Source organism: Paenibacillus sp. FSL L8-0340 (genome assembly GCF_038593145.1).
Classification (GTDB): Bacteria; Bacillota; Bacilli; order Paenibacillales; family Paenibacillaceae; genus Paenibacillus_AQ.
In genome coordinates this window covers 777,094-799,710 of the sequence record NZ_CP151967.1, presented here as the reverse complement: position 1 = coordinate 799,710, position 22,617 = coordinate 777,094, and the positions used below count along the sequence as shown (strand labels likewise).

Genomic DNA, 22,617 nt, shown 5'->3' with positions numbered 1-22,617 from the left:
CCGTCCTCAAAAGAACGGTATCCGTTTCAGCGAGAAATAGAAGGATAATTTATAGCGTGAAGCATATAAATTATATTTCAAAAAAATGAAGCGAGCATACGCCCGCTCCATTCCTTAAGCTTCAATTTCCCTTAAATCAACCTGCCATATACTGACTTTGGAAAAGCAAATCATAGGTTTCGTTTCTGTTATATAGGTTTTGATGGGTATCAAAGGCTACCACCCTGCCATCTTTTAGAACCATTACCTTGTCGCAGTCCAGAATAGTAGATAAACGATGAGCAATGGAAATCATGGTTTTTCCCGATGAAAGGCTCTTGAGTTCTGTAATGATGTCATTCTCATTTTCGTTGTCAAGCGCGCTGGTACTTTCGTCAAAAATGATGATGTCCCTGTCCTGTAAAAAAGCACGGGCAATCGATAAGCGCTGTCTCTGGCCTCCTGAAAGCTGTACACCTTTTTCTCCGATTATCGTATCCAATTGATTCTGCAAGGTTTCAATGAAGTCATAAATACTCGCTCTGCGGCAGCACTCTATCAATTCCGCATCGGTTGCGCCGGCCTTTGCCAGCAATAAGTTTTCTCTGATCGTCATATTGAAAAGAACGGGTTCCTGCACAACTATACTAACTTTTTCTGACACACTCTCGCTGTTAACCGTATAGATATCAATGCCGCCAATCTGTACAGTCCCCCCTTGCGGGTTAATCTGCCCGGTCAACAGTTTAGCGATTGTAGATTTGCCGCTGCCGCTTTCTCCAACGATGGCCAGATGTTCGCCCTTACTCACGGAGAACGAAATACCGTCAAGAGCAAATGAATTGTTTCCCTCATAGGTAAATTTCAGATTTTCAACGTTTAGATCTGTTCCGTCAATTTTCTTATAGGGTCTATTGCCTGCTTCTAAATTTAATATCCCGATAACCTTTTCGATATTCACCGAATCATTCTTATAATTCATCATGGAATTACTAATGCTTTCTATGTACCCGAAAAACTGCCCGTAAAAGCTGATAAAAACGAGCAGCACACCGACTTCCGAGTAGCCCTTAATTACAAATAATCCGCCAATAAAGTAGATAAACAGCTGGGTAATGAAGTTTTTCGTGAAGAATGAATAGGTAATCCCCAGATGCAAATAGAACTGGTTGAGGAACCAAATATGCCTTATTTTCTTGTAGTGTCCGTTTAATTCATCCAATTGTGCGTCTTCAAGGTTATTGGTCTTAACATCCTTCCAGTTTTGAAAATTCGAGTGTAGGAAGGATTCATATTTTATTTGCAGTTTCCATAGTTCCTCTCCGGTTGTCTTCGTCTTCACTCCCAAAAAATTAACCGTAAATAAAGAGACCGGAACAAAAACAAAACTGAGGAGCGCGATTCGCCAGTCGTAGCATAATAAAATAACTGCCAGCGCAGCAGCGTAAACGACAGCATAGATAAATTCCAATATATGGGTCGTAAAAAAGTTCCCGGCAGCAGTAGAATCGTTTTCAATCCGGCTTCTAACGTCGCCAATGCTATATTTGCTATATACATCATTATCAAGGCTGATATACTTTTTCAGCAATTTATTCTTTATTCTCAGGTCATATTTTAGTATTAACCGGTTGGAGAACCGCTTACTGACCGCAACTCCGATTGTCGCGAACAGGAAAACAGCCAGATAACCGGTGATGACCGGCCACAGCTCGTTCATATTCTTATCTACTAAAACGCGATTAACCAAAAACGAATACAAGAACAGAGGGATAAGCCCGAAAATTAAGTTCCACAGCTTGAAAAATCCGAGCACAATCAACGGCTTGTTAATACCGTCTATATCCCGGGTTAATGCCTTAAAGGTGTCCAAGCGTTTCATACAGCCTCACCTCCTAAACACTGTTCGCTGAATAAGTCTATATACGTTTTATTGTTTCTAATCAGTACGTCGTGAGTATCAAAGCCTTTGACAACGCCATCCGCTAAAACCGCGATTTTATCACAGCTTTTAATGGTGGAAAAACGGTGGGCAATGATAATAAGCGTCCGGTCTTGTGACAACTCACTCATCACGTTCCGGATAAGCGCTTCGTTCCGGCTGTCGAGGAATGCTGTGGCTTCGTCGAAGACCAGAATCTTAGGATTCTTGACTAGTATCCTTGCGATAGCCAGACGCTGCTTCTGCCCGCCGGATAATTCTTGCCCTTCAGTCCCAAGCAGCGTGTCCAGTCCGTCAGGGAATGTCAGGACAACATCATAAAGGGCGGCTTTCTTAATAGCTTCCATTAATGCGTTATCATTATCCTTGTTGTTGGTAAATGAAAGATTGTAACGCAGGGTATTATCGTAAAGGATGGTCTCCTGATGGACAATCCCCACCTGGCTCCGCAAGCTATGCAGGTTATACTCATTGACATTCATCCCGTCGATCAGAAGCTCGCCGCTGTCAACGTTATATAAATTGTAGAGCAGGTTCCCCATCGTTGTTTTACCTGCGCCGCTCTTCCCGACAATGCCAATCGTGCTTCCTGCATCCACGCGGAGATTGAATCCGTTCAGAATAGGTCTGTCTTCGGTGTATCCAAAGGTGACATTGTTAAATTCGATCTTGCCCTCCTTTATTTGTTTTGGAGGATGGTTTTCTTTATAATCTTCTTCCTCTTCATTCAATATATCCACGACACGTTGTAAGGAGACGGTCTGTCCCCAGACATCGACAATTTTGCTGTTAATGGAGCTGAAGTAGTTCACGGCTATATTGAAATAGCTTATGGCGGCTACAAAAACGCCGAGCTGCATTTGGCCTTTAACGATGAAATAGGCGCAGATCACAAATATCAGCAGCTGTGCGATAAGCGTGATGAACGAATTAAGCCTTTCTGTCGTCACTTCGATTCTTCCGTTTTCTACGTTCATTTTATTAATGGATGTCGTTTTTCTTAAATAAACGCTCCTTACTTTTTTACTTGCGTTAAGGATTTTTATCTCCCGCAAATTTTTCACAATCTCAAATAAGTAAGAGGATAGTTTACCCTGTTCCGCTGCAATATCTTTGTTGACCTTCTGCGCTCTTGCCTTGAAATATTTCGAGGTAAAAAATACGACGGGAACCAGCACGACCGTAAAAGCCCCCAGAAAGATATTGTAGTAAAACATAAAGCAGACAGCGAATAGGATATGCAGAAGGTTGGAATATCCCCAAAGTCCGCTCCAGAAAATGAGATTCATAATATCCGCGGCGTCGTGGTTCATCCGGCTGATCATATCTCCGCTGTACATCCCGGAAAGGTCCTTCCCTTTTTTATGTAATATCTTTTTGAAAAGCGCCCGCCGTATATCAAAGACAAAACCCGTCATCAATTGCGACGAAATGAGATTATTTAACGTCGCAACGACAAACTGATTGAAAATGAGTATGCCGGCATAGATTAAGCACAAATTCAAAAAGGCGCTCATGTCTTTATCATAAAATGCGATATTGATGATTTTCCCGCCCAGGAACGGATAAATCAGATTGATCATCGTCATTAATGTAGTGATTATGAACCCGCATACAAGTACCCATTTGTGCATCAGCATAAATTTAGTGACCCATTGCCTTTTTGTCATAAACTCACCGCTTTCCATATATTCACAAAGGATATTGTAGCACAAATGTTCGTATGTAAAAAGCTCAAAACACCTGCCAATGACAGGTGCTTGTGAATTAATAACAAATTTATTCAGTGGCTCCGCACTAAGCTGAGGTTCCTTGGCTTGCCGCTCAGGCCAGCAGGGCGCGGGCCACCTGATCCACAATGCAATTGATGCCTGTCGGTCCATAGCAGCCGATCCATGTAGCGGCATCCACCGGATATATATGCTGCCGCCTGTCTGCATCCAGCATGCCCCAGACGCTTTGCTCTGTCACAGATATTCCCTCCTGCATCATCTCGTTGCTAAGTAAAAAGTAGTGGTTAGCATGCACAGCCGGTAGTCTGTCGACTGAAATATGATAAGCCGTGTCGGAGGTGTCTGCGACAAATAGCGGAGCAGGCAGACCAAGGTCCCGGTACAGCACGGCGCCTGTGCGATGAGAGGCAGTATGTACCCGAACCACTGACTCACGCGGGCGGATCAGAGCCACGCTCTTCCCCGCCAGTACCGGGGCAAGTTCTTCTGACAGTAATGCCGTCCGGCGAATGTAATCCGTAATAATACGTTCCGCCTCCGCCCGCTTGCCCGTCAGTTCGCCGAACAGGCTCAGAATTCTCTGCCAGCTCTCATTACGCTTAAACATTATAGTTGGAGCAATCCGGCTTAAGCGTTCATAGTGCTGATCATGCACCTCGGTACAGATAATCAAATCCGGCTGCAGCCGTTCCACAGCCTGCAGGTCCGGGTACTCATAGGTTCCGAGCATTTCCGTTGCCTTAAGCCTGTCCCTGATATATGGGGGGAAATTTAACGCCGCACTGCCTAGTCCTACACTTCCTGCCGGTAGCATCTCAAGCGCAAGCAAATGGTCAGCATATTGAACGTCGAGTACGGCGATCCGCCGCGGAGAGGCTGTAACGCAATATTCGCCTCGCATATGGCATATCACCGGTCCCTGCAGCGACTCGTACGAGCAGGCCAAGCGGTCCGGCAGCCCGGAACAAGCGGAGAGCGCACCGGTCCCGGAAGCGGCAGTGCGCCTGTAGAGCTGTGGGGGAACTCCATAATATTTCTTGAACGCTCTGCTGAAGTAATACATGTCGTGGTAGCCTGTTCTTTCAGCGATTTCGCCGATGGGAGCGTCCGTATGACGCAGCATCCGCTCTGCATTCTCCATCCGCAGCTGGATCACATATTCCATCGGTCCGAGCAGCTTCTCCTGTTTGAACCGCCGCTGCAGCTGTCTCGCGCCGCAGCCGGCAAGCGCAGCCAGCTCTTTAAGCTTCAGCTCCTGACGATAATGCCCCGCTATATAGGCAGACACAACATCCACCATGTCCGGCGCTGCGCCGCCCCGGCCGCGTTCATGCTCCATAATAAGCTCATACAGCACTCCTTGCAGCAGCGCATTGGCATGGAAACGTTCCAGCCCCTCTCCCCGGCTCCATTTGGCTACGATCTTGTCCGCCGCCTGATGCAGCTCCGCCGGGAGCACAGGATAATGAACAAACGAAGTGCGCAGCGGGTGATTACGCTGCGGGAACAGAACATGGGCGGCTCCCGTCATAGGAATTGCCTTGTAGATAATAATGGTATAATGAATGTTTTCTGATCCGGCAGTCAAAGTAAAAGCTGATCCCTTGACAGCATGACAAGCAAAAGAGGCCCGGATATGGCAAACTTCACCATTCATCACAAGCCCCACTTCTCCGCCGCCTGCCAGCAGCAGCAGATTGGCTGTCAATCCCGTTTCGCTCATCACACCGCCAGGCGGCAAAGTACCGCTGCGCACGTCAAGCGTTTTGATTGTCGTATCACTCCATAAACTTGCCTGCTCTTGCAGCGGCATTCCTCTCATCTCCTGACAATGTTTCTATTGTCATTTTAATTGAGATTCATTCTCATTGTCAATTTTCGGACACTTTACGCAATATTCTCCTGACATCCGGTAATAAAAGCAGCAGGTGATGCGCTTGTTCTTCGCAACCTGTACCCGATCATTGTTCTCTGTAAAACGGGTAAACGGATTCCGCCTTTCGCCAAACAGTTGCCCGGGGGCCATCCGGGTCAGGAACGTAAAATCTGCATGCATCCGCTGCCTTTCTTGTCTGGATTCGTCTGCTCCAGGAGAATACAGCGGAGCAATACGCACCATAATATTCTCCCAAAGCACCGCTATAGAGACGGGGCCAATGGCGGCAAGCGTCTGCAGCAGCGGCGCAAGTCTTACCGCAAAAATCTCCTCTACGACCTCTTCCCGCCACGCTTCCCTGTCTTCCGGTGGCGATGCAGCCCGAAGTCCGTTCAGCGCCAGGAAAGGAAAAGGCGTATCCACTTTAAAAGCCGGGGAAGCCGGATGATAAAGGAAGCTGTTCTCCATCGGGAAGGAGACTTCCCGATTATGAAAGGTCATAGCTGTCAGAAGCGGCGCGATCCACAGATAGCCGATCCGCTTGGCCAGCATGGAAGCGGCAACCTGCATATCCGGCGCGCCGATATAATCCTTAAGCCAGCTTACATATTCACGGCATGCAGCTTCTTCATGCAACTGGCTCAGGGCAATAGTACGGACGCTGCCTTTAGGCGGCTCGCCTAGCCACAGCCGGTATTCTTCCGCTATTTGCTTCCAGGAGACAGACGACAGATAGTTGTCCATTTCAATGCGATCCCAGCAGCGCTTCCGAGGCCTGATCTACGATAATGTTAAGAGCAATGGGACCATAGTAAGCGATCCAGAGCGTTGAATTCACGTTATATGCACGGTTATTCTTGACTGCATCAAGGGATTTCCAGACCGGACTGCTTGCCAGAGCCTCTGCCTCTTTGGCAAACAATTCATCCGACAGCAGGAAATAGTGATCTGCTCCGATATCAGCGACTCTCTCCATCGAAATTTCAACGGAGGTGTCATCTTTAATCTCCTGAACGAATGCAGGAACATTTAACCCCAAATCCTCATAAAGAATGCTTCCGGTCCGATGCCCGGGACCATGTACACGAATACCTTCCGGTCTAGGGCGAATCAGCGCTACCGTTTCGTCGCCCAGCTTCGCCGACAATTTCTCCCGCAGTCCGACGATTTTGTCCTCGTAAGCCTGACGCACTACCTCCGCCTCCGCCTGCTTGCCTGTTATCTTACCGATGGTAGCCAACGTATCCTGCCAATCCTCGTAGAAGTCGAGTACTATGGTAGGCGCAATTTTACTGACGCTGTCATACACCTGCTCCTGAAAGTCGGTCATCAATATAAGATCCGGATTCAACGCAACAATAGCCTCAAGATTGGGCTCATCGCGTGTACCGAGGACCTTCACCTCACCCAGTTGGTCGCTTAAATATTCTGGAAACTTGGCGTCCTTCCCTCCAGCCACAACGCTGCCTGCCGGGTGCTCACCAATCGCTATCAATTGATCGACAAATTTCACATCAAGCGTAGCAATCACCTTCGGCTTCCCGGTCAGCGTATATTCGCCCTTCATGTGCTGGATGGTAACCGGGAAGGCTGCAGCAGCCTGCGCCTCCGGCGATGTCTGAGCCTGAGTTTCAGACGCTGGAGACGGCTCGGCTGAAGCAGCAGCAGACGACTGTGCGGCTGAGCCTTCATTGGTGCCCCCTCCATTGCCGCAAGCCGTCAGCACAAGTACCAGTGCCAGCATCCATACCATTAATGGTCCACATTTTCGGGCGGCGTTTATCTTGCTACCGGTTGCCTGCCTCTTTGTTGCTCTGTTCATGCTGACTCCCCCTTTTGCATGATAATGATTTTCATTATCATATTATATAAAGCGAGTATAATCGATCCACATACTCCGTTTCCATGTACTTTTGCGACATTGCAGCCGGATTAATGCGACATTGTGCTCCATAGGAGCATGTTTCCTTTTACACAGTATCCCTTCGCGATTCCGATAATCCAATATAAAAAGACTGCCGACAATACCATCGACAGTCTTAAGGAAGGGGACCTGCTCCCCTTATTAACTAAGTTAAATATTAATTACCCCAATATTGCTGGGCAATCTGTTGTCCTTGTTTAATTTTCGCCCACTGTTCATCTTCCGTTAATTCATTGCCGCCATCACAGGACGCAAACCCGCATTGATGAGAAAGTAATAATCTATCCTTATCAATAATTTTCGAGGCTTCATCAAGCATTTGAACTACACGGGCCTCGTCGTCGAGTGTATTGGTCTTAGAAGACAACAATCCAAGTACAATTTCTGTATCAGGCTTATCTTTGAACACCGCAAGCGCCTCAAGGGAGCCTGCACGGTCATCATCCCATTCCAGGAAAAAGCGGTCGTATTTCAGCTGCTTCAAGAACAGATTAGCAATTTTGGCATAGGAGCCACCACCCATATTACGGGAATCATAGTTACCACGGCAGTTATGAGTCCACATTTTGAGGCCTAAGCTATGACCAAAATCAATGATTGTATTGTTAATGTCAATAAATTCTGTAGCCAGAGCCTGTACTTCCTCTTGATTGATATTCTCGCCAGTATATGGAGAGTTCGGGTTATCATCTGCAAATAGCTCCCATAAGCAATCGTCGAATTGCAGGATTTGTCCTCCAGCGGCGGCAAAATCCGCAACGAATTCCTTATAAGCCTTAACCAGACCGTCTTTAAGCTCATGTCTGTCCTTATAAACCGCTTCTGTGCCGCCAATGTTATCCGACCACGATAACTCACCAAAAATATGGGATGGAGAAGGTACGCACAGCTTGGTTTCACGGTCGCCCGCTAGGGCTTGAAGTTTCTTAAATACATCAATAAAATGATGGTTCTTTCCACCTAATTCACCTGTGATGCGCAAACCAATATCTTTTCGGGTCTCATATTTTGAAGCCCCATCTGTATCTCTGAAAAAATATCCATGATCCGCTATATAGCGGCTAATTCCTTGGAAGCCCCAGACAAAATCCAAATGCCACATAGATTTGGAATGTTCCCCATCCGTAAGAATGGACAAACCATTGTTAATTTCTTTATCAACTACAGCCTCAATCGCCTCAGCTTCACACTGCTCATACCCTTGGAAATCTTGGTAAAAAGGATAACTGATATCATCACGATGCTCAATCTGATGTTTATATTCTAATAAATTCGACGGACGCAACAGGCTGCCTACGATTTGAAATCTATTGCACATGTAAAATCCTCCTCCATTTAACCACATGTCTTTCTCTAATGGTTAGATTCTAGCATGGAGGAATATTATCTACATAACACTTAAAAGTAATATCTGGTTATAGTTAAAAGGTATAATGAGTATCTTAGCTTTCTAAGGAAATAAATAGCTATTATAGCCTTCTTAAAGGCGAACTATATAAACAACAACCCGAACTTAGAAAAGTTCGGGTATCATAACCAATACCGCAACGGATTCCACATGCCTTGAGCGGTTATCACGGAAGACGCTTCAATTCCGGAAAGAAATAAGCAACCTCCGCTTCATATCTGTCCTGTGCCGACAGGCAGGTGTCCAGCAAATATCCTTTTTCCGAAGAGTACTCCTTCAGGCCGCGGTAATAAAACAGCTTATACTCATGGTCGATGATAAAGGGGAGTATACCATTTTTCAAACATTCCTTGAACAGGATGATCCTGCCGACACGACCGTTTCCGTCCTGAAAAGGGTGGATGCTTTCAAATTCATGATGGAAGTCTACGATGTCCTCAAACGAAATTCCGGGTTTTTGGTGATACATGGTGAGCAGCTTCCCCATCGCGCTTGCCACTTTTCCCGGAGCAGTTGTTTTCATATCTCCTACCACATTGGGCCTGACTTTGTAATCCCCCACGCGGAACCAGTCTTTTCTTTCATCTGAAGTATTTCTTTTTAAGATTCTATGGAATTCCTTGATCATTTCTTCGGATAAGTCTTCATGTGCAAGGTTCAACATATAGTCAAAGCAGGCGAAGTGGTTTACCGTCTCAATAATATCGTCAACACTTGCTGTTTCTTCAGGTTCTACGTTTATTGTGTTGGTTTCAAAAATATATCGTGTCTGATCCTCAGATAACCGACTGCCTTCGATCCGGTTGGAGTTATAGGCAAGCTTAATTTGGGTCTGATGGTACAGCCCTCCTTTAAGCCCCATCTTCATTTCTTCCTGTAAGAGCTCTATTAATGTTTCATATTTCATCCACATTTCTCCCAGTAAATTCAGAATGATTCCATGTATCTTAACAGTCAAAATAGCCTTACCTATTGTTATCATTATAGCATTCTCTATTGTAAAATATGCAGTTGTGCAAGATTCTGTCTGAGCTTCTCCACATCCGCGAATTCCGCGAGCACGCCCGACGATGATGAGCACTACATCTATGCTAAAACGCTACGATCATAGACAGCCACGGTCGCGCGCAGCTGACCGAGCTGTTTGTCTCTGCCACGATGTCTCATGAAATTAGATCTATAGCGTAGAATAGTAGAGAAGATTGAGGCCGTTATACACGATATGCACCACGACCCCGGGCCAGATGGAACCCGTCTTACGGAACAGTATACCATTCAGGATGCCGACCATGAATGCGTCGAACAGGATGACGTTGAATCCATGAACGACGCCGAAGATCGCAGCGCTGCCAACCACGCCGGCCCATGCTCCGTAACGGTTCAGGGCATTGGCAATAACGCCACGGAATACAAACTCCTCGCCGAGCGGCGTGAGGATAGCGCCAGTGATAAGCAGAACGAAGAGTGAGAGCGCACCGCCTTGCGCCGCCGTCTGGAAGTCCGCTTGGTTGTTCAGCTCGGTGATGAAGTGAAAATACACCCCCTCTATAACGAAGCATCCGCCGAACGCGACAACACCGAGGCCGGCTCCCACAAGCAGCCATTTCCGTTCGACCGCCCGGAAACCGAAAGCGCGCAGATCGCGAACCCGCAGGGCGTAGGCTGCGAACAAGGAGGCGAGGCCAACGAGACCATTGCCTACACCCCCGATGTTAATTCGCAAGATGGCTTGCTCGTCAGGGATTTGCGCCATCCAAAGACCGAGCATAACAATGCCGATCAGATAGAGACCCAGTGCAGTTAGGGTCTCTGGCCAGCCAGGTCGGGCTTGGGGCATAGTGGACGTGGAAGAGCTAATTACCTCCATGAGTTCCTTTTCAGTTTCAGACAATTTTTGAACATTTTTCACGGGTGTACACCTCTTTGCATCGTTATGCGTAGATAACGACTTATTTAGTATATAAGTTGATACGCTAGAGATTTCAGAGATTATCGGCAGAACGGAACGAACGGTCTATAAATATTTGCGACTGACGAAGGAACAGCAAGAACAACTGAAGCAGACCATCGTATCACCTATACGCTAGCTGCGGTGGATGAAGTCAAGCAACAAGCCTTCACAGAAGTAACTTTTCCTACTTTGAAATAAGGTGAATGGACGAGAAAATCGCTCATTTGCTCTTCAAAGATGAGTCGATGATCCGCGATTACCAAGCGCTTCAGCATACGTGGTTTCTCAAAGGCAAGCAACGTGTCATCCAGACAACAGGCAAACATCGTGGTGTTAAACGATCACGGCCGTCCCGCTTACGGCAACCATCAGCATGCCATCGCGAATGACTTCATAATCAATGTCGACTCCGACAATCGTATTAGCTCCCATCCCTGAAGCTTTCTGAGTCATCTCAGCAAATGCCGTATCTCTCGCTTCCTGAAGCTTGCCCTCGTAAGCGCCCGAACGCCCCCCTACGAGGTCGGTAATCGAAGCCTTGAAGTCTCTGAATACGTTGGCTCCTATAATGACTTCACCGGTGGCAATGCCCAGATACTGCCTTATCGGGGAACCTTCAATAGTTGATGTAGTGGTTATAATCATAATTTATCCTCCTCAATTGGCCTGGCTATAGGGTAATACTTTTGTTGCTGTTTTCCGCTTCAGGCGCCAACCGGCCTTTTTCGGATGACATGAATACAACAAGAGCGGCGGTGACTATGGACGATCTTCTCATAAACCAATCCTTTGTATGTTCGAATAGCTTTCTCACCCCTATCCTACCAGCCCCAATGAAACAGAACCTAAACGGATAGACAAACATCAGCTTAATTTCACTCCCGCCGTTTAGGTTCTGTTAAAGTGATTATGCTACTATGGAAATGGGTGAAAACAATGACAAATCTATCCGATTTTAAAATCGCAATCGTCGACGACGAGCCTTCGATTGTCACGATGCTGCAAATGGTGCTTCGCAGGGAAGGGTTTCATCAGCTGTACACGGCTTCCACCTGTGCGGAAGCTCTCGATTTAGCGAAGCGTGAAGCCCCCGATATCCTCCTGCTCGACATCATGCTCCCCGACGGCAGCGGCCTGGAGCTCTGCTCCAAGCTCCGCAAATACGGGAATCCGCATATTTTGTTTCTGACGGCCAAGGCTTCCGATCTCGATGTCCTGCGAGGCTTCGCTATGGGCGGGGACGATTATATCACGAAGCCCTTCAATCCTCTGGAGGTGGCCGCAAGAATTCAGGCACGCATACGCCGACTGGAGCCAGAAACCTCGACGTCCAGTCCGGCGAAACGGCCCGATCCGGGGATTTACCGGTTTGGCCGCTTCACCGTCAACGAGGTGGAGGGCGAACTAATCGTGGAGGGACAGCCAGTTCCTTGCCCCGCGCAGGAGTTCCAGCTGCTGCTGCACTTCTGTAAGTTTCCCGGCATCGTATTTTCCAAAACACAGCTCTACGACAAGGTTTGGGGGATCAACGGACAGGGCGATGATTCGACGGTAATGGTGCATATCCGGCGCATCCGAGAGCGGATCGAGATCGACCCCGGTAATCCGAAGCTGCTGCTTACCGTACGCGGGCTTGGCTACAAGCTGGTGAAGGAGCCGCAGGAGCGATGAAGATCCAACAGCGCATGGCCTTCCACTTCACGTATCAATTGATTTTTTATGCCCTGCTTATGGTGGCTATTACTCTGGTTGCCTGCATCTTGTTTTTCCAGAACATGACGAGTAATGAGATACGCCGGAACTTTCCGGTTGGCGTCCTGCAACAGATCGCTCAAGAAGCTCATTACAAGGACGGGACGATTCAGATCTCCCCCGAGTGGGACAAGCTCATCGAGGAAAAAGGCATGTGGCTACAGATTGTCAGTGCCGAAGGAGAGGTGATCTACGCCGTCAATACAACTCCACATCATACGCTGCCGGCCTCCTACTCCATCGCTCAACTGCTCGATATCCAAGAGACACGGACGTTTGGGACGTACGCCGTACACACTCAGCTTAATTTTGCTTTCCAAGACCCGCTTCTGTATATACTGGGCTATCCTAGTCCTGACCTTGACCAGCTCGTTGCCTGGTTTGATGCCTACGGGCAGCATGGAATCGTGCGTAGCGAAGCGGTTTCCCACTTGGACCAGCGACTGCGCAAAACCGGCAGCTATCTGCAGGTGATCGACCCCGAGAGCCATATCGTACAGGGCATCGGCGATGGAGCATACGTGCAGAAGGCGTATCGACAGCTGGATATCCTGGCCATCCAGCAATCGCCCAGCAACTATGACACGAATATTGTCGCCCATCGGGACAAGCTGAGCGGAATGACGTGGATTCTCTATACCCCCCATGCAGCGGGAGCCCCTCTGAAGCATCCTGTGATGGAAAAGGCAACGCGTGGACTCGTCCGGATTACAGTTCTGATCCTGTTCTTGGCGCTGCCGATCTCCATCTGGCATGGCTACCGCTACGGTCAGCCGCTGATTCTGTTCGCAGGCTGGTTCGAACGTATGGGCCGGGGACAGTACGACCAGGTACTGACCGCCAAGGACATGCGCAAGGTATTCCGCCGCAATGGCATGATGCGCATCCGCTACAGGCTCTATAAGGAAGTGATTGAATCCTTCTATCAGATGACTCATCAATTGGCTCAGATCGAGAAGGAACGCGAGAGGCTGGAAAAGGCGCAAGCGGAGTGGATGTCAGGGATTTCCCACGATCTGCGCACGCCACTGGCCACAATTCAAGGTTATGGGTATATGTGGGAGAGCTTGCCTGAGCAATGGAGCCAGGAGGAGATGCGCATCATGGGCTCGACGATCCGGGAAAAGGGGGATTATATGCTGGAGTTGATCTCCGACTTCTCATTGATTCATCAGCTCAAGCAGGGCGATTCGATCATGAAGTTTCGGGAGATCGACTTGGTTGAGCTGGTGCGCTGCTCCGTACTGAAGTACGTCAACGACGCCATGATGTCTGAGTATCAGTTTCACTATGTTGGGGAGGATTGTCCCTTGCTGATACAGGCCGATGAAACCTGGCTGATGCGGTTGATGGACAATTTGCTGTCCAACGCCGTGAAGCATAACCCGCCTGGCGTGATTGTCAACGTCTATGTCGGCAGGATGAACGACAAGGCATGCATACGAGTAATCGATAATGGCAAAGGGATGGACGAGGAAACACTACATCATTTGTTCAATCGCTACTACCGGGGAACGAATTCCGATGAATCGACGGAAGGCTCCGGGCTCGGGATGAGCATCGCCAAAACCATCGTGGAAGCGCATAGCGGCGAAATCCAGGTAAAATCCAAAGTGTGGCAAGGCACGATAATTGAGATCTTATTGCCCAACTGAGCGTTTGGCTGGGAATGATTCTTCCCTGTGTAAACGCTCAGCTGAGCAAAATCAGGACACCGCTCTTTCTCATCTCTAGGGGGAGACTGATCTGTAAGCATAATTGTAAGCGGCCCCCCACCCATAAGCACGTATAATATCAAAAAAACTGCAGTCTCCATGTACTCCCAACATTGAACACGATTCCACATGTGTGGAGTAAGCAGAGTCAACACATACAACAACAATTAACGGGAACGTGCAGCCATCACGGTAATCAGGAAGTTGCTGATTATCATGATGATTTGGCCTCCCGTTACTTCAAATATTCCGAACCTCCACAACCTTCCCTAGATCCACATACTGCTCATGATCCAGCTTCACTTTTACTTTACCCCTGCGGCGTTTCTCACGCCATTCGCGAATATCTTCCTCCGTTTCTAAACGGAGCTCTGCAAGCTCCAAGGCCCGGTCCAGGATATACTTACTGGTATAGAGCACCGTATAAATCCCTTGTCCTCCCAGCAAGACAGGCACCGCTAACCGCTGCCAGGCCTCAATCGTGAAGCGTATATACAGCTCTTCTTCTGTACCCGGGCGAGAAGGAACCTCCTTGATCTCCTTACGCCGCAGCACCTTCCAATCGGCTACTTTCCCAACCCAGTGAATCCCCGTTTTCGCAGGATCATAGAATTTTTTTCTGGATTGGCACATTGCCACGTATTCGAGCTGAGTGAGGATCTTTACATCTGAAAGGTTTTTTAATGGCATATGATAAAAAGCTTTCTGCAACGACACCTCCACCTGCCCGGGTCCGCGAACAGAACCGACCAGCACATTCTTGCCCGCAAGCTGATTGGCATAGTATTCTCTCGTCCCCCGTGGACGTGTGGAGCGCTCAAAAGCTTTTTCCGGACTATCCTGAATAATCTCATCTAAGAATTGCTCCACCAAGCTTGTAGAATTCGGTAGGAACGGTAACGCGCCGATATTCAATAGCTCAATACTTTTGTAAAAATGGTGTGTCTTGTAGCGCTCCTCATCCGGATACGGAAATAACACATACGCCCCAAACATGCTTCGTTCATATTCCCCTGAGCCTTTTTCCTGGTACACAATAGCGTCCCGATAGCGATGCATCGTATTAATGTCATCCTCTTCCGGCCCAGGCTGTCTATAAGTCCGATGATAGGAAGTCCCCTCGTAAGCAGGGTTTAAGCGATACTTGGCATCAAATACATACTTGTACTCTTTGATTGTGCCCGCATCCTTCTTCTTCAGGGTTAGCACATTATCCGGGCGTTGACTCAGCGTCGGCGTCTTGTCCGTTCCAGGAATCGCATTATAATACAGGATGAACTGCTCGCCATTGATTGGATTCTCATAGACCATCTTAGCGCTCTGCGAGCGATCCAGCGTAACAAAGATACCGTTCCGATTCACTTTTATAATATCCTGCTTCACCAGCTTATACTTCTGACCCAGAAGCTGATTCAGCTTGAGAAAGCACCAATACTCATAGAGCTGAGCAACATCCTTCATCGATAAGCGGAGCAGGTCGCCTTGGATAGACAGGCCTTTAAGCAGCATCAGATAACAGCGATAAACCTCGCGGTATCCCGGGGCCATCTGCAGCACAAGCGTAACGGACATCTGCTTCAGCACTCCAGCCTCACGCAAGAAATCCATCTTGAGCACCCGCTCTAGCTGAGTGAGCATGGCGTCTAACCTTTTGATAAGTAATGGATCTGGGGTTCGGCTGTTCATCTTCCAGCGACCTTTGAGCTCCTTCAGCTTCCCATGAATACGTTCCAGCATCCAGCGGATGAACCGATTCTCATTAGTATCATAGGCTAGGCGTTTACGTGTCTCTATTAAATGTGTAGCTGTATAATTTCGGCTGCCGATTTTTATGAATCCCCGGTTCGTATCTTCTCTCAATCGTTCGGGATGCTTCGCGAGCTCGCGGATATTCTCTCTTCCTGCCTTTTTGACCCGATTGGCATCCACTAGTCGGCGATCCTGGAGTAGCGCGTAATTAGGATTCTTGTTAATCCGCTCAACCGCATCCAAGAGCTGTCTAAAGACATGCTGTAGTATGGTGAAGAACTCCGTCAGGCTCTGATGCTGCGTCTCCCGCAGGCCTGTTAGCTGGTAGGTTCGGCGCAAAAAATCAAAGGCCAAATTATAAATCTGTGCGTTTACTTCATTCAAAATATTCTGGTAATCCAGCTTGTAATCCATCTTGGAGGGGAAAATCTCCATTTCTACCCGCAGTAAAGTCTGTCCCGCGCTTCGGACCTCCCACTCCGTCAAACCAACCTCATTCCCAAAGTTCAGAACACCCGCAAGAATAGAGTCCCCTAGAGGCTTAACCGCCTGCCGCAGCAGCACATTCTCATGATAAAAGGAGAGGCTATCAATGCTCTTATTCTGGATAACCAATTCATACGACTGTGTCTCATAAAAACATGGAAACACAGACTCCCCCGGCTGCCACTCCACCATCCCGCCCAGCTCAGGTGAGAAGACTTTGATCTGCACATTACCCAGCCGTTCGGAGCAATCTAGCCCAAGCTGTGCACTCACCCACTCCTGACTAGAGGAACGATGAAGCTGCAATGTCTCTACAGTAGGATGATAAGGCCGCCCCTGCACATAAAGCGTAAAAAGCTCCGTTTCGATACGGAGCAACTCGGCCGCCCCATTAAGAGAGCCAGAATGAGGTGAATCCATCTTCCTCCAGCCTCCTGAGCATAAAAGCCAATTTACGAGCACTTTGCGGATGCTTGGCCGTAGGCGGAGTTTGGCCAGCAGCCCATTTCATATAGAGTGGAGTAGCGTCCTCCATGAGATCTTCAATATTTACCGTCACGCCAGCACCACTACCAATAGCCCCCTTAATCAAGTTCAGCAGGACTCGGCGAACCGAGGAGTGGCTCCCTTGGATGCGAGGTAGTATCTTTTGCAGCAGCTGCCAGTCAAAGGCTTCTTCCTCACTCATCAGCTTGTACCGATCGTTATAAATCATATAGAAGCAAATCGCATCCCGCACCCGGAAGCCCACATGAGCATGAATATCCTCAAGCAAGGCATTGATCTTAACCAATCTTTCTGTCGTCCGGACAACGAGCTCTTTGTTGACATCATAGGCATCAACTAGCTGCAAATAATCGGAGCGCAGGAAAAGATGATTCAGTTCGGCAGCGTCAAAGCTATCACTAGCCTCTATCTGCTCACTCAAATCCGGATACTGCTCTAGATTGATGTAATTGAACTCTAGCGTGTTGGCGCGGTCGAGTACTTTTTTGCTAAAAGGATGTGTGGTCTCGTCCATGTTCACCGTCCCGATCAAGAACACATTCTCCGGGATGCCAAGACTGCCATACTCCTCTTGATCCTCAGGTGTATCCAGCAAGGTAGGCGAGATAAGGTCCTGCGTCGTAATCCTTCCCTCCCGCCACTCCTGTGTTTCCAGCACACTTAACAGATCACTGAAATAATGCTCGACCCGTGCCAAATTCATCTCATCCAGGCAGATAAAATAAGGCTTATGCTGATTCTCCAGCTTCCGCGCATCCACGAACACCTTCGTAATCGGACCCGGTTGGAACCTGCCCGAGAGGTCCTTGTACCCCAGCAGATCCGCAGGATCACTCCAATCCGGCCGGACTGGGATCAAGGTAAACTGACCATTATCCCTCGTTGCTCCAAGCGCCTCCGCAAAGAGCTTCACTAGCCGAGTCTTTCCTGTGCCCGATATGCCCGCCAAAATAACAAAAGGCTTGGCCTTTAACGAGAGGTAGAAGTTCTCAATCAGGTGCTCAGGGAAAAAGAAGCCTTGGCGGCGGATGTGGGATTGGATTTGGTGGAGGATACTTGTTACTTGCTCGTCCTTCAAAGGCTCCGCTTCTTGTGGCAATATTTCCACTTCCTCGTCATTGGCTTCGTCATCACTGGGAGCAATCACCGATTCCACATATAGACGGTAATCTTCGATTACATTCTCAAGATCTTGAATGAGCTGCTCATCGTTCGGGACGTTTCCTCTTTCGTACTTAATGTAAGCAACCGTCGATACCTGATAGTCTTGTCCTAGACCGCTATCCACGAGACGAATGTTCTCATCCTTATTCATATTAGTCAGAGCAAGAAGGTCTAGAAGCGCTTCTTTGCGGTCTCTCAGATAAGCATAGCCGTCTCTTCGCCCCTTCTCTTGAATTGGTTTCGTTACGCCCTGATTAAACGTAAGATACACAGCACTCATATCCTCGGCAAACAGATACACAACATATTCCCCATGCTGAGTCGTTTCGGTGATTCGTTTATCCAGAACTGCCAGCCATGGAACCGTTGCCCAATTCCCTTGCCCAACCGAGCCTTGAACCTTGTATTGCTCATCTATGAAGGGTAATGCTTTAAGCTCGGAAGGAAGAGTCTGCCGAAACAATGTGCCAAGTGAATGGCCCGCGAAGGCTTCCGTTTTAGCAGCCGTGTATTCGTTCATAATCTTCTCTAGATAACCTTGCAAAGAGAAGCGCTGCAAAGCAGCATTATATGATTGGAGCTCTTCGTTGGCAAGCCGCTCTAACTGCGAAAGCCCCTCGTCCCCTAGCTGTCTATGAATCTGGCTATGAAACCCAATAGTGTTATCTTTCAAATCCACAAACAAAATATGCGAAAGTGCATTAACAGGACTGTTAAGGATATCTTTCAACCGACTTTTAGATGCCTCTCTCCATAACTTCCGCCCTTGTGGCAAATCTACCCGGTTTCCTCTTTCTTGTTCAGCTATGAAATAGTTAAGGAACCGCTTTTTAACGCGATCATAAGACACTCGCTCCCGCTTGGACGCTCTAAGCTCTTCAATTAAGGATAGGATTAGGACCATCTTATATGATTTTTGCTTACGTTTAAAAATTTGTGTCACTGTTTCCGGTAATGGCATGGAGTCCTCCAGGGTGATTAATGATTACCTATCTAGAATTACAATATGTATGGTTATTCGACAATATGGGAATGTATCCCTTCTAACACAACACATAAGAAAAGACTGTCGCACGGACAGCCTAGGCATTAGTATACGTTTTTTTAATTGTTTCTTAATCCGAGAGAAGAGAAGGAGCAGCAAATGCATTAGCAAGTTGCATTCCATCTTTTAAGCCTTGTAGATACAGACGTTCATTAAGAACAGATTGCTTCAATTGAAGCTTATCCTCCCAATGCTCAAACTCTGGCATGCGTGCAATATCCATGGAGTCAAACAAGGCCTGAAACGCCTTACTCTCTTCTTCAAAAGAATGTCTATATAGAAAAACATTCAAACTTATAACGGCCAATATATTTTTCTTAACGGTATTAATGTCCGTGTCTCTGAATCAAATTGATCATAGTGTTGCGTTACTAATTCCGCGAGCAGATCCAAGTCTATTAACGATAAAGGAATATTAGATCTTTCCGCTTCATACTTGGCTTCTTTGGTGAATCCACCAGTAGACACATAGATGCCCCGATCCCCTACTCTTAATCCTCCAGTAAAACTACGTATTTCATTAGCTCCCATGTGTCCTGAACGATGCTTCACTTCCACTATAATTCTGGGTTCTTCAAGCCCTAGACCATCTGGGGATGCAAAAATATCTCTTCCTCGGTCCGGCCCTTTGGGTGATATTCGTGTCTTGTAGCCCATTCCTCTTAGGATGCCCGCAACAAGTTCCTGCATCTGCTCCCAGTCTAACTTTGCAATCTTATCTTTGATAAATTCATTGGACTTCTCAATGACGTCTTCCTTGATTAGTTCTAATTCTTCAGCTTCTTCCTCCGTCTCGGCTTGCACAAGCTCTACTTGAATCCTTGATTGGCTACTTCCTGTCTGTCCGGTTACCATTTGCTTGAGCAGTTCCTTCTGAACATCATTCGGTATAGAAATAATAGTCATAATGGAACCAAGTGTATTCCGAGCACTGGCCGTCAAAACATCTCTGGATACAGTTCCCTCCCACTCTATTCTGCGGATATGAGGCTTATCCGTAATATAATTAGGCTTATATTCATAATTGGAATTGATTCTTCCTATGTAGTAGAGGCGTTCTTCAGGATTATAAGTGATTACCTGATCATCTATTCTAAATTCACTTACAAAACGAAAAATCTGGCCTGCAGTAATATTGATCTTACCTTCTTTATATCCAGGGTACGTTACCTTCAAAAGCCTCTTCATCTCTTGTAATGTGTTCATTGCACCGATATCTCCCAATTGAGCCCAACCAATCGCCACAGCTTGCTTTTCTTTAAATTCGTCAATAAGATATGCCCTTTCTCCCGCTCGAACAAGCCACATACTTCTCATAGTAGACCTCCCTTTATTCTTTGTACATGAAGCTTACAAATCTCGGCATCGGTGATATTAGCCTGAACCAAATAATCGTATATGGTTTGGGCCTGCGCCGCAGATATCGGAGGTTCAGGAGTTCCCGTTTTCAAACTGATCAGCTTCCTAGAGATAAACTCACTTAGTTTCACATCATAGACAACCAGTTCGTCCGAGTGGATTTTCCGAAGCTCCGGGTCAATACTGAACCGACATCTCATCGTAAATGAAATCATAGAAACAAACTTTACTGCAGCTACATCCTTTATCAGACTCTCGATGGCCTTTATATGTCCATAGTTTTGCTTCAGCGGATTGTACATCTTGTAACGGTTGCTGACTGTCTATTGTTGATCTATTCGTCCACCTTTAATTTCTCCATTGTAGTTTTTTGTCTCAATGACAAATAAGCAATACGGAGAAATAACAACATGATCAATCTGGGTGTAACCTGTTCGAGACTTTGGGTTAGCGAGCAATAAATTACTTAACGATTTACACTCCTTAGGTAGCTGGTCAAGTTGGATATTGATTTTATGCTCGCCTAGCTCTCCAATTCGTGTGGAGGCAACCTTCGGTTTCGACTTGGGAGTTGGTGCCTTACGCACAGCTTGGAGCGGCTTAGGGTCTGATTTTTTGAAGAGAGATAATAACGCTTTAAACATAGCAAAACCTCGATATCAACTAGATTTACAATATGTATGGTAATTCGACAATATGGGAATGTATTCCTTCCAAACATGCACACAAGAAAAAAGGACTGTCGCATGGACGGCCCCAACATAAAGTTAACGTATACCTTGGATTCCCTCTTAATCCGAGAGAACAGAAGGAGCAGCAAATGCACTAGCAAGCTGCATTCCATCCTGTAGTCCTTGTAGATATAGACGTTCATAAAGAACGGATTGCTTTATAGAAAGCTTATCCTCCCAATCCTCAAACTCTGGCTTACGTGCAATATCCATGGAGGCAAACAACACTTGAAAAGCTTTGTGCTCTTCTTCAAAAGCTTGTCTAGGCTCGGACTGATGTTCAATCATTGCGCTTACCTCAACCAAGCGACCTTGAATCGTTTCTATAAACCATGCTGGAAAGCTCACCACATCACCTCCAAGACAGAAGTTCATATGAAATGACACTGCATGTCTACTTTTTTCTTGATACATCTGATTAATGAGATCGTCCACTCTACGACTCTGAGCTTGAAGCGCCTCATTGCTGCTTAACGGAATTCCCTGCTCCAGTGACCACTGCCCCAGTTCATTCAGCTTTCGCTTCTCCTCCTCATATTTGTGCATCAGATTGTGCATTGCATCCTCACCTTTCTGGCAAAGCTATTTTTATTAGCTAAGCTTTCAAATGGCTACAACTCCACTCCAATGAATTTTTTGTCACTGGTGAATCTTTTCGATGCTTTATTTCGGTATCACCTATAGCCAAATTGTATACTATGAAAATGTTATTTTAATGCGAATATCGAATTTAAATAAAATAAAATCGATAAACGTTTGAATGTCTATTCATCGTCTACAAAAAAAAAACATTGCGCTAAGTTGCAAACCTCCGGATTGGGCCTCACCCCATCGAGTTTACTTGTATTCTGCCAAGATTAGGAGGTGTCGTTGCAAAAACGCTGGTTGTTTTGGGATTCGGGAGTTGCTGGAGGTGGGGGGGCGTAAATGAAGGGGCTGGCGGTGGAACCTGAAGCTGTAAGAGATTTGGCACTTATGAATAAGGAATAATGTACGTAACTTAACGTACTAAGGATATGGAGAAATGAATCCCTTCCGGCTCAGGCAGTCTTAACAAGGTATTATCGGTAATTTCCTCTATCCATACATGGTAAATCCCATACTTCGGTGCATCTCTAAACGTCCTGTCTCTCGGAGCGACCCATCCAGTACTTTTACTGTGCATTATGCCGCTAAGACATGTAGAACGTTCACATGCTTCTTCCACTCAATGCTCAATAACTTCAACTATTATTCCTAAGTGTATTTGCCTTAGCATAGCTAAGAAACTAAAATCATTGGTTTTTTTACATAATT

At 46.9% G+C, this 22,617-nt stretch carries 17 protein-coding genes and 1 pseudogene; 3 read left to right on the top strand and 15 right to left on the bottom strand.

Annotated features, from left to right (window positions below; genetic code table 11):
• Nucleotides 1-136 precede the first annotated feature (136 nt).
• The 8 genes from NST07_RS03640 to NST07_RS03605 all read right to left on the bottom strand — a co-directional run bounded on the left by NST07_RS03640 (nucleotide 137) and on the right by NST07_RS03605 (nucleotide 10,771).
• Nucleotides 137-1,861: an ABC transporter ATP-binding protein gene (locus NST07_RS03640; protein ID WP_342481068.1), complete on the bottom strand. Its 1,725-nt coding sequence runs from the start codon at nucleotides 1,859-1,861 to the stop codon at nucleotides 137-139.
• Complete coding sequence (locus tag NST07_RS03635) at nucleotides 1,858-3,591, bottom strand: ABC transporter ATP-binding protein (RefSeq protein ID WP_342481067.1); 1,734 nt, start codon at nucleotides 3,589-3,591, stop codon at nucleotides 1,858-1,860. The genes NST07_RS03640 and NST07_RS03635 overlap by 4 nt, the downstream gene beginning before the upstream one ends.
• Nucleotides 3,592-3,745: 154 nt before the next feature.
• Complete coding sequence (locus NST07_RS03630) at nucleotides 3,746-5,467, bottom strand: helix-turn-helix domain-containing protein (RefSeq protein ID WP_341089751.1); 1,722 nt, start codon at nucleotides 5,465-5,467, stop codon at nucleotides 3,746-3,748.
• A gap of 30 nt (nucleotides 5,468-5,497) precedes the next feature.
• Nucleotides 5,498-6,274 carry an IucA/IucC family C-terminal-domain containing protein gene (locus NST07_RS03625; protein WP_341089750.1) on the bottom strand — a complete coding sequence of 259 codons (777 nt, stop codon included), beginning with the start codon at nucleotides 6,272-6,274 and terminating at the stop codon, nucleotides 5,498-5,500.
• Nucleotide 6,275: 1 nt separating this feature from the next.
• Complete coding sequence (locus tag NST07_RS03620; protein ID WP_342481066.1) at nucleotides 6,276-7,352, bottom strand: iron-siderophore ABC transporter substrate-binding protein; 1,077 nt, start codon at nucleotides 7,350-7,352, stop codon at nucleotides 6,276-6,278.
• Nucleotides 7,353-7,611: 259 nt separating this feature from the next.
• Entirely contained in the window at nucleotides 7,612-8,772 is a 1,161-nt protein-coding gene (locus NST07_RS03615; RefSeq protein WP_342481065.1) for a cobalamin-independent methionine synthase II family protein, read from the bottom strand.
• Nucleotides 8,773-9,028: 256 nt separating this feature from the next.
• Nucleotides 9,029-9,943 carry a Fic family protein gene (locus tag NST07_RS03610; protein WP_341089747.1) on the bottom strand — a complete coding sequence of 305 codons (915 nt, stop codon included), beginning with the start codon at nucleotides 9,941-9,943 and terminating at the stop codon, nucleotides 9,029-9,031.
• 96 nt (nucleotides 9,944-10,039) lie between these two features.
• Nucleotides 10,040-10,771: a type II CAAX endopeptidase family protein gene (locus NST07_RS03605; protein WP_342481064.1), complete on the bottom strand. Its 732-nt coding sequence runs from the start codon at nucleotides 10,769-10,771 to the stop codon at nucleotides 10,040-10,042.
• Nucleotides 10,772-10,930: 159 nt separating this feature from the next.
• On the opposite strand from NST07_RS03605, the pseudogene NST07_RS03600 reads away from it, so the two are divergent.
• A pseudogene (locus NST07_RS03600) lies at nucleotides 10,931-11,151 on the top strand (IS630 family transposase); the annotation flags it as partial.
• Here NST07_RS03600 and NST07_RS03595 read toward each other — a convergent pair.
• Entirely contained in the window at nucleotides 11,147-11,458 is a 312-nt protein-coding gene (locus tag NST07_RS03595) for a YbjQ family protein (protein ID WP_038585821.1), read from the bottom strand. The pseudogene NST07_RS03600 and the gene NST07_RS03595 sit on opposite strands and share 5 nt — an antisense overlap.
• A 291-nt stretch (nucleotides 11,459-11,749) precedes the next feature.
• Between NST07_RS03595 and NST07_RS03590 the strand changes: the two genes are divergently transcribed.
• Nucleotides 11,750-12,484 carry a response regulator transcription factor gene (locus NST07_RS03590; RefSeq protein ID WP_340894897.1) on the top strand — a complete coding sequence of 245 codons (735 nt, stop codon included), beginning with the start codon at nucleotides 11,750-11,752 and terminating at the stop codon, nucleotides 12,482-12,484.
• Nucleotides 12,481-14,220 carry a HAMP domain-containing sensor histidine kinase gene (locus tag NST07_RS03585; protein ID WP_342481063.1) on the top strand — a complete coding sequence of 580 codons (1,740 nt, stop codon included), beginning with the start codon at nucleotides 12,481-12,483 and terminating at the stop codon, nucleotides 14,218-14,220. The genes NST07_RS03590 and NST07_RS03585 overlap by 4 nt, the downstream gene beginning before the upstream one ends.
• A gap of 300 nt (nucleotides 14,221-14,520) precedes the next feature.
• On the opposite strand, the gene NST07_RS03580 is transcribed toward NST07_RS03585, so the two are convergent.
• From NST07_RS03580 to NST07_RS03555, 6 genes are all read right to left on the bottom strand, one after another.
• Nucleotides 14,521-16,935, bottom strand: coding sequence for a restriction endonuclease-like protein (locus NST07_RS03580; protein ID WP_342481062.1), 2,415 nt, complete (start codon nucleotides 16,933-16,935; stop codon nucleotides 14,521-14,523).
• The gene (locus NST07_RS03575) at nucleotides 16,907-18,916 is read right to left on the bottom strand and encodes a DUF3578 domain-containing protein (RefSeq protein ID WP_342481061.1); all 2,010 of its coding nucleotides are present in this window, start codon (nucleotides 18,914-18,916) and stop codon (nucleotides 16,907-16,909) included. Before NST07_RS03575 ends, NST07_RS03580 begins: the two co-directional genes overlap by 29 nt.
• A 385-nt stretch (nucleotides 18,917-19,301) precedes the next feature.
• The gene (locus NST07_RS03570; RefSeq protein ID WP_342481060.1) at nucleotides 19,302-19,454 is read right to left on the bottom strand and encodes a hypothetical protein; all 153 of its coding nucleotides are present in this window, start codon (nucleotides 19,452-19,454) and stop codon (nucleotides 19,302-19,304) included.
• 71 nt (nucleotides 19,455-19,525) lie between these two features.
• On the bottom strand, nucleotides 19,526-20,548 hold the full coding sequence (locus NST07_RS03565) for a restriction endonuclease (RefSeq protein WP_342481059.1): 1,023 nt from the start codon (nucleotides 20,546-20,548) through the stop codon (nucleotides 19,526-19,528).
• 365 nt (nucleotides 20,549-20,913) lie between these two features.
• A complete protein-coding gene (locus NST07_RS03560; RefSeq protein ID WP_342481058.1) occupies nucleotides 20,914-21,234 on the bottom strand; it encodes a nuclease-related domain-containing protein in 321 nt (106 codons plus the stop codon).
• 147 nt (nucleotides 21,235-21,381) lie between these two features.
• Nucleotides 21,382-21,879 (bottom strand): hypothetical protein, encoded by a 498-nt coding sequence (locus tag NST07_RS03555; RefSeq protein WP_342481057.1) that lies wholly within the window; start codon nucleotides 21,877-21,879, stop codon nucleotides 21,382-21,384.
• Nucleotides 21,880-22,617: the final 738 nt, after the last annotated feature.

Coding starts and splice junctions, on each gene's coding strand:
- NST07_RS03640 (WP_342481068.1), bottom strand. CDS start 1,861: ATGAAACGCTTGGACACCTTTAAGGCATTAACCCGGGATATAGACGGT.
- NST07_RS03635 (WP_342481067.1), bottom strand. CDS start 3,591: ATGACAAAAAGGCAATGGGTCACTAAATTTATGCTGATGCACAAATGG.
- NST07_RS03630 (WP_341089751.1), bottom strand. CDS start 5,467: ATGCCGCTGCAAGAGCAGGCAAGTTTATGGAGTGATACGACAATCAAA.
- NST07_RS03625 (WP_341089750.1), bottom strand. CDS start 6,274: ATGGACAACTATCTGTCGTCTGTCTCCTGGAAGCAAATAGCGGAAGAA.
- NST07_RS03620 (WP_342481066.1), bottom strand. CDS start 7,352: ATGAACAGAGCAACAAAGAGGCAGGCAACCGGTAGCAAGATAAACGCC.
- NST07_RS03615 (WP_342481065.1), bottom strand. CDS start 8,772: ATGTGCAATAGATTTCAAATCGTAGGCAGCCTGTTGCGTCCGTCGAAT.
- NST07_RS03595 (WP_038585821.1), bottom strand. CDS start 11,458: ATGATTATAACCACTACATCAACTATTGAAGGTTCCCCGATAAGGCAG.
- NST07_RS03590 (WP_340894897.1), top strand. CDS start 11,750: ATGACAAATCTATCCGATTTTAAAATCGCAATCGTCGACGACGAGCCT.
- NST07_RS03585 (WP_342481063.1), top strand. CDS start 12,481: ATGAAGATCCAACAGCGCATGGCCTTCCACTTCACGTATCAATTGATT.
- NST07_RS03580 (WP_342481062.1), bottom strand. CDS start 16,935: ATGGATTCACCTCATTCTGGCTCTCTTAATGGGGCGGCCGAGTTGCTC.
- NST07_RS03570 (WP_342481060.1), bottom strand. CDS start 19,454: ATGGATATTGCACGCATGCCAGAGTTTGAGCATTGGGAGGATAAGCTT.
- NST07_RS03565 (WP_342481059.1), bottom strand. CDS start 20,548: ATGAGAAGTATGTGGCTTGTTCGAGCGGGAGAAAGGGCATATCTTATT.
- NST07_RS03560 (WP_342481058.1), bottom strand. CDS start 21,234: ATGTTTAAAGCGTTATTATCTCTCTTCAAAAAATCAGACCCTAAGCCG.
- NST07_RS03555 (WP_342481057.1), bottom strand. CDS start 21,879: ATGCACAATCTGATGCACAAATATGAGGAGGAGAAGCGAAAGCTGAAT.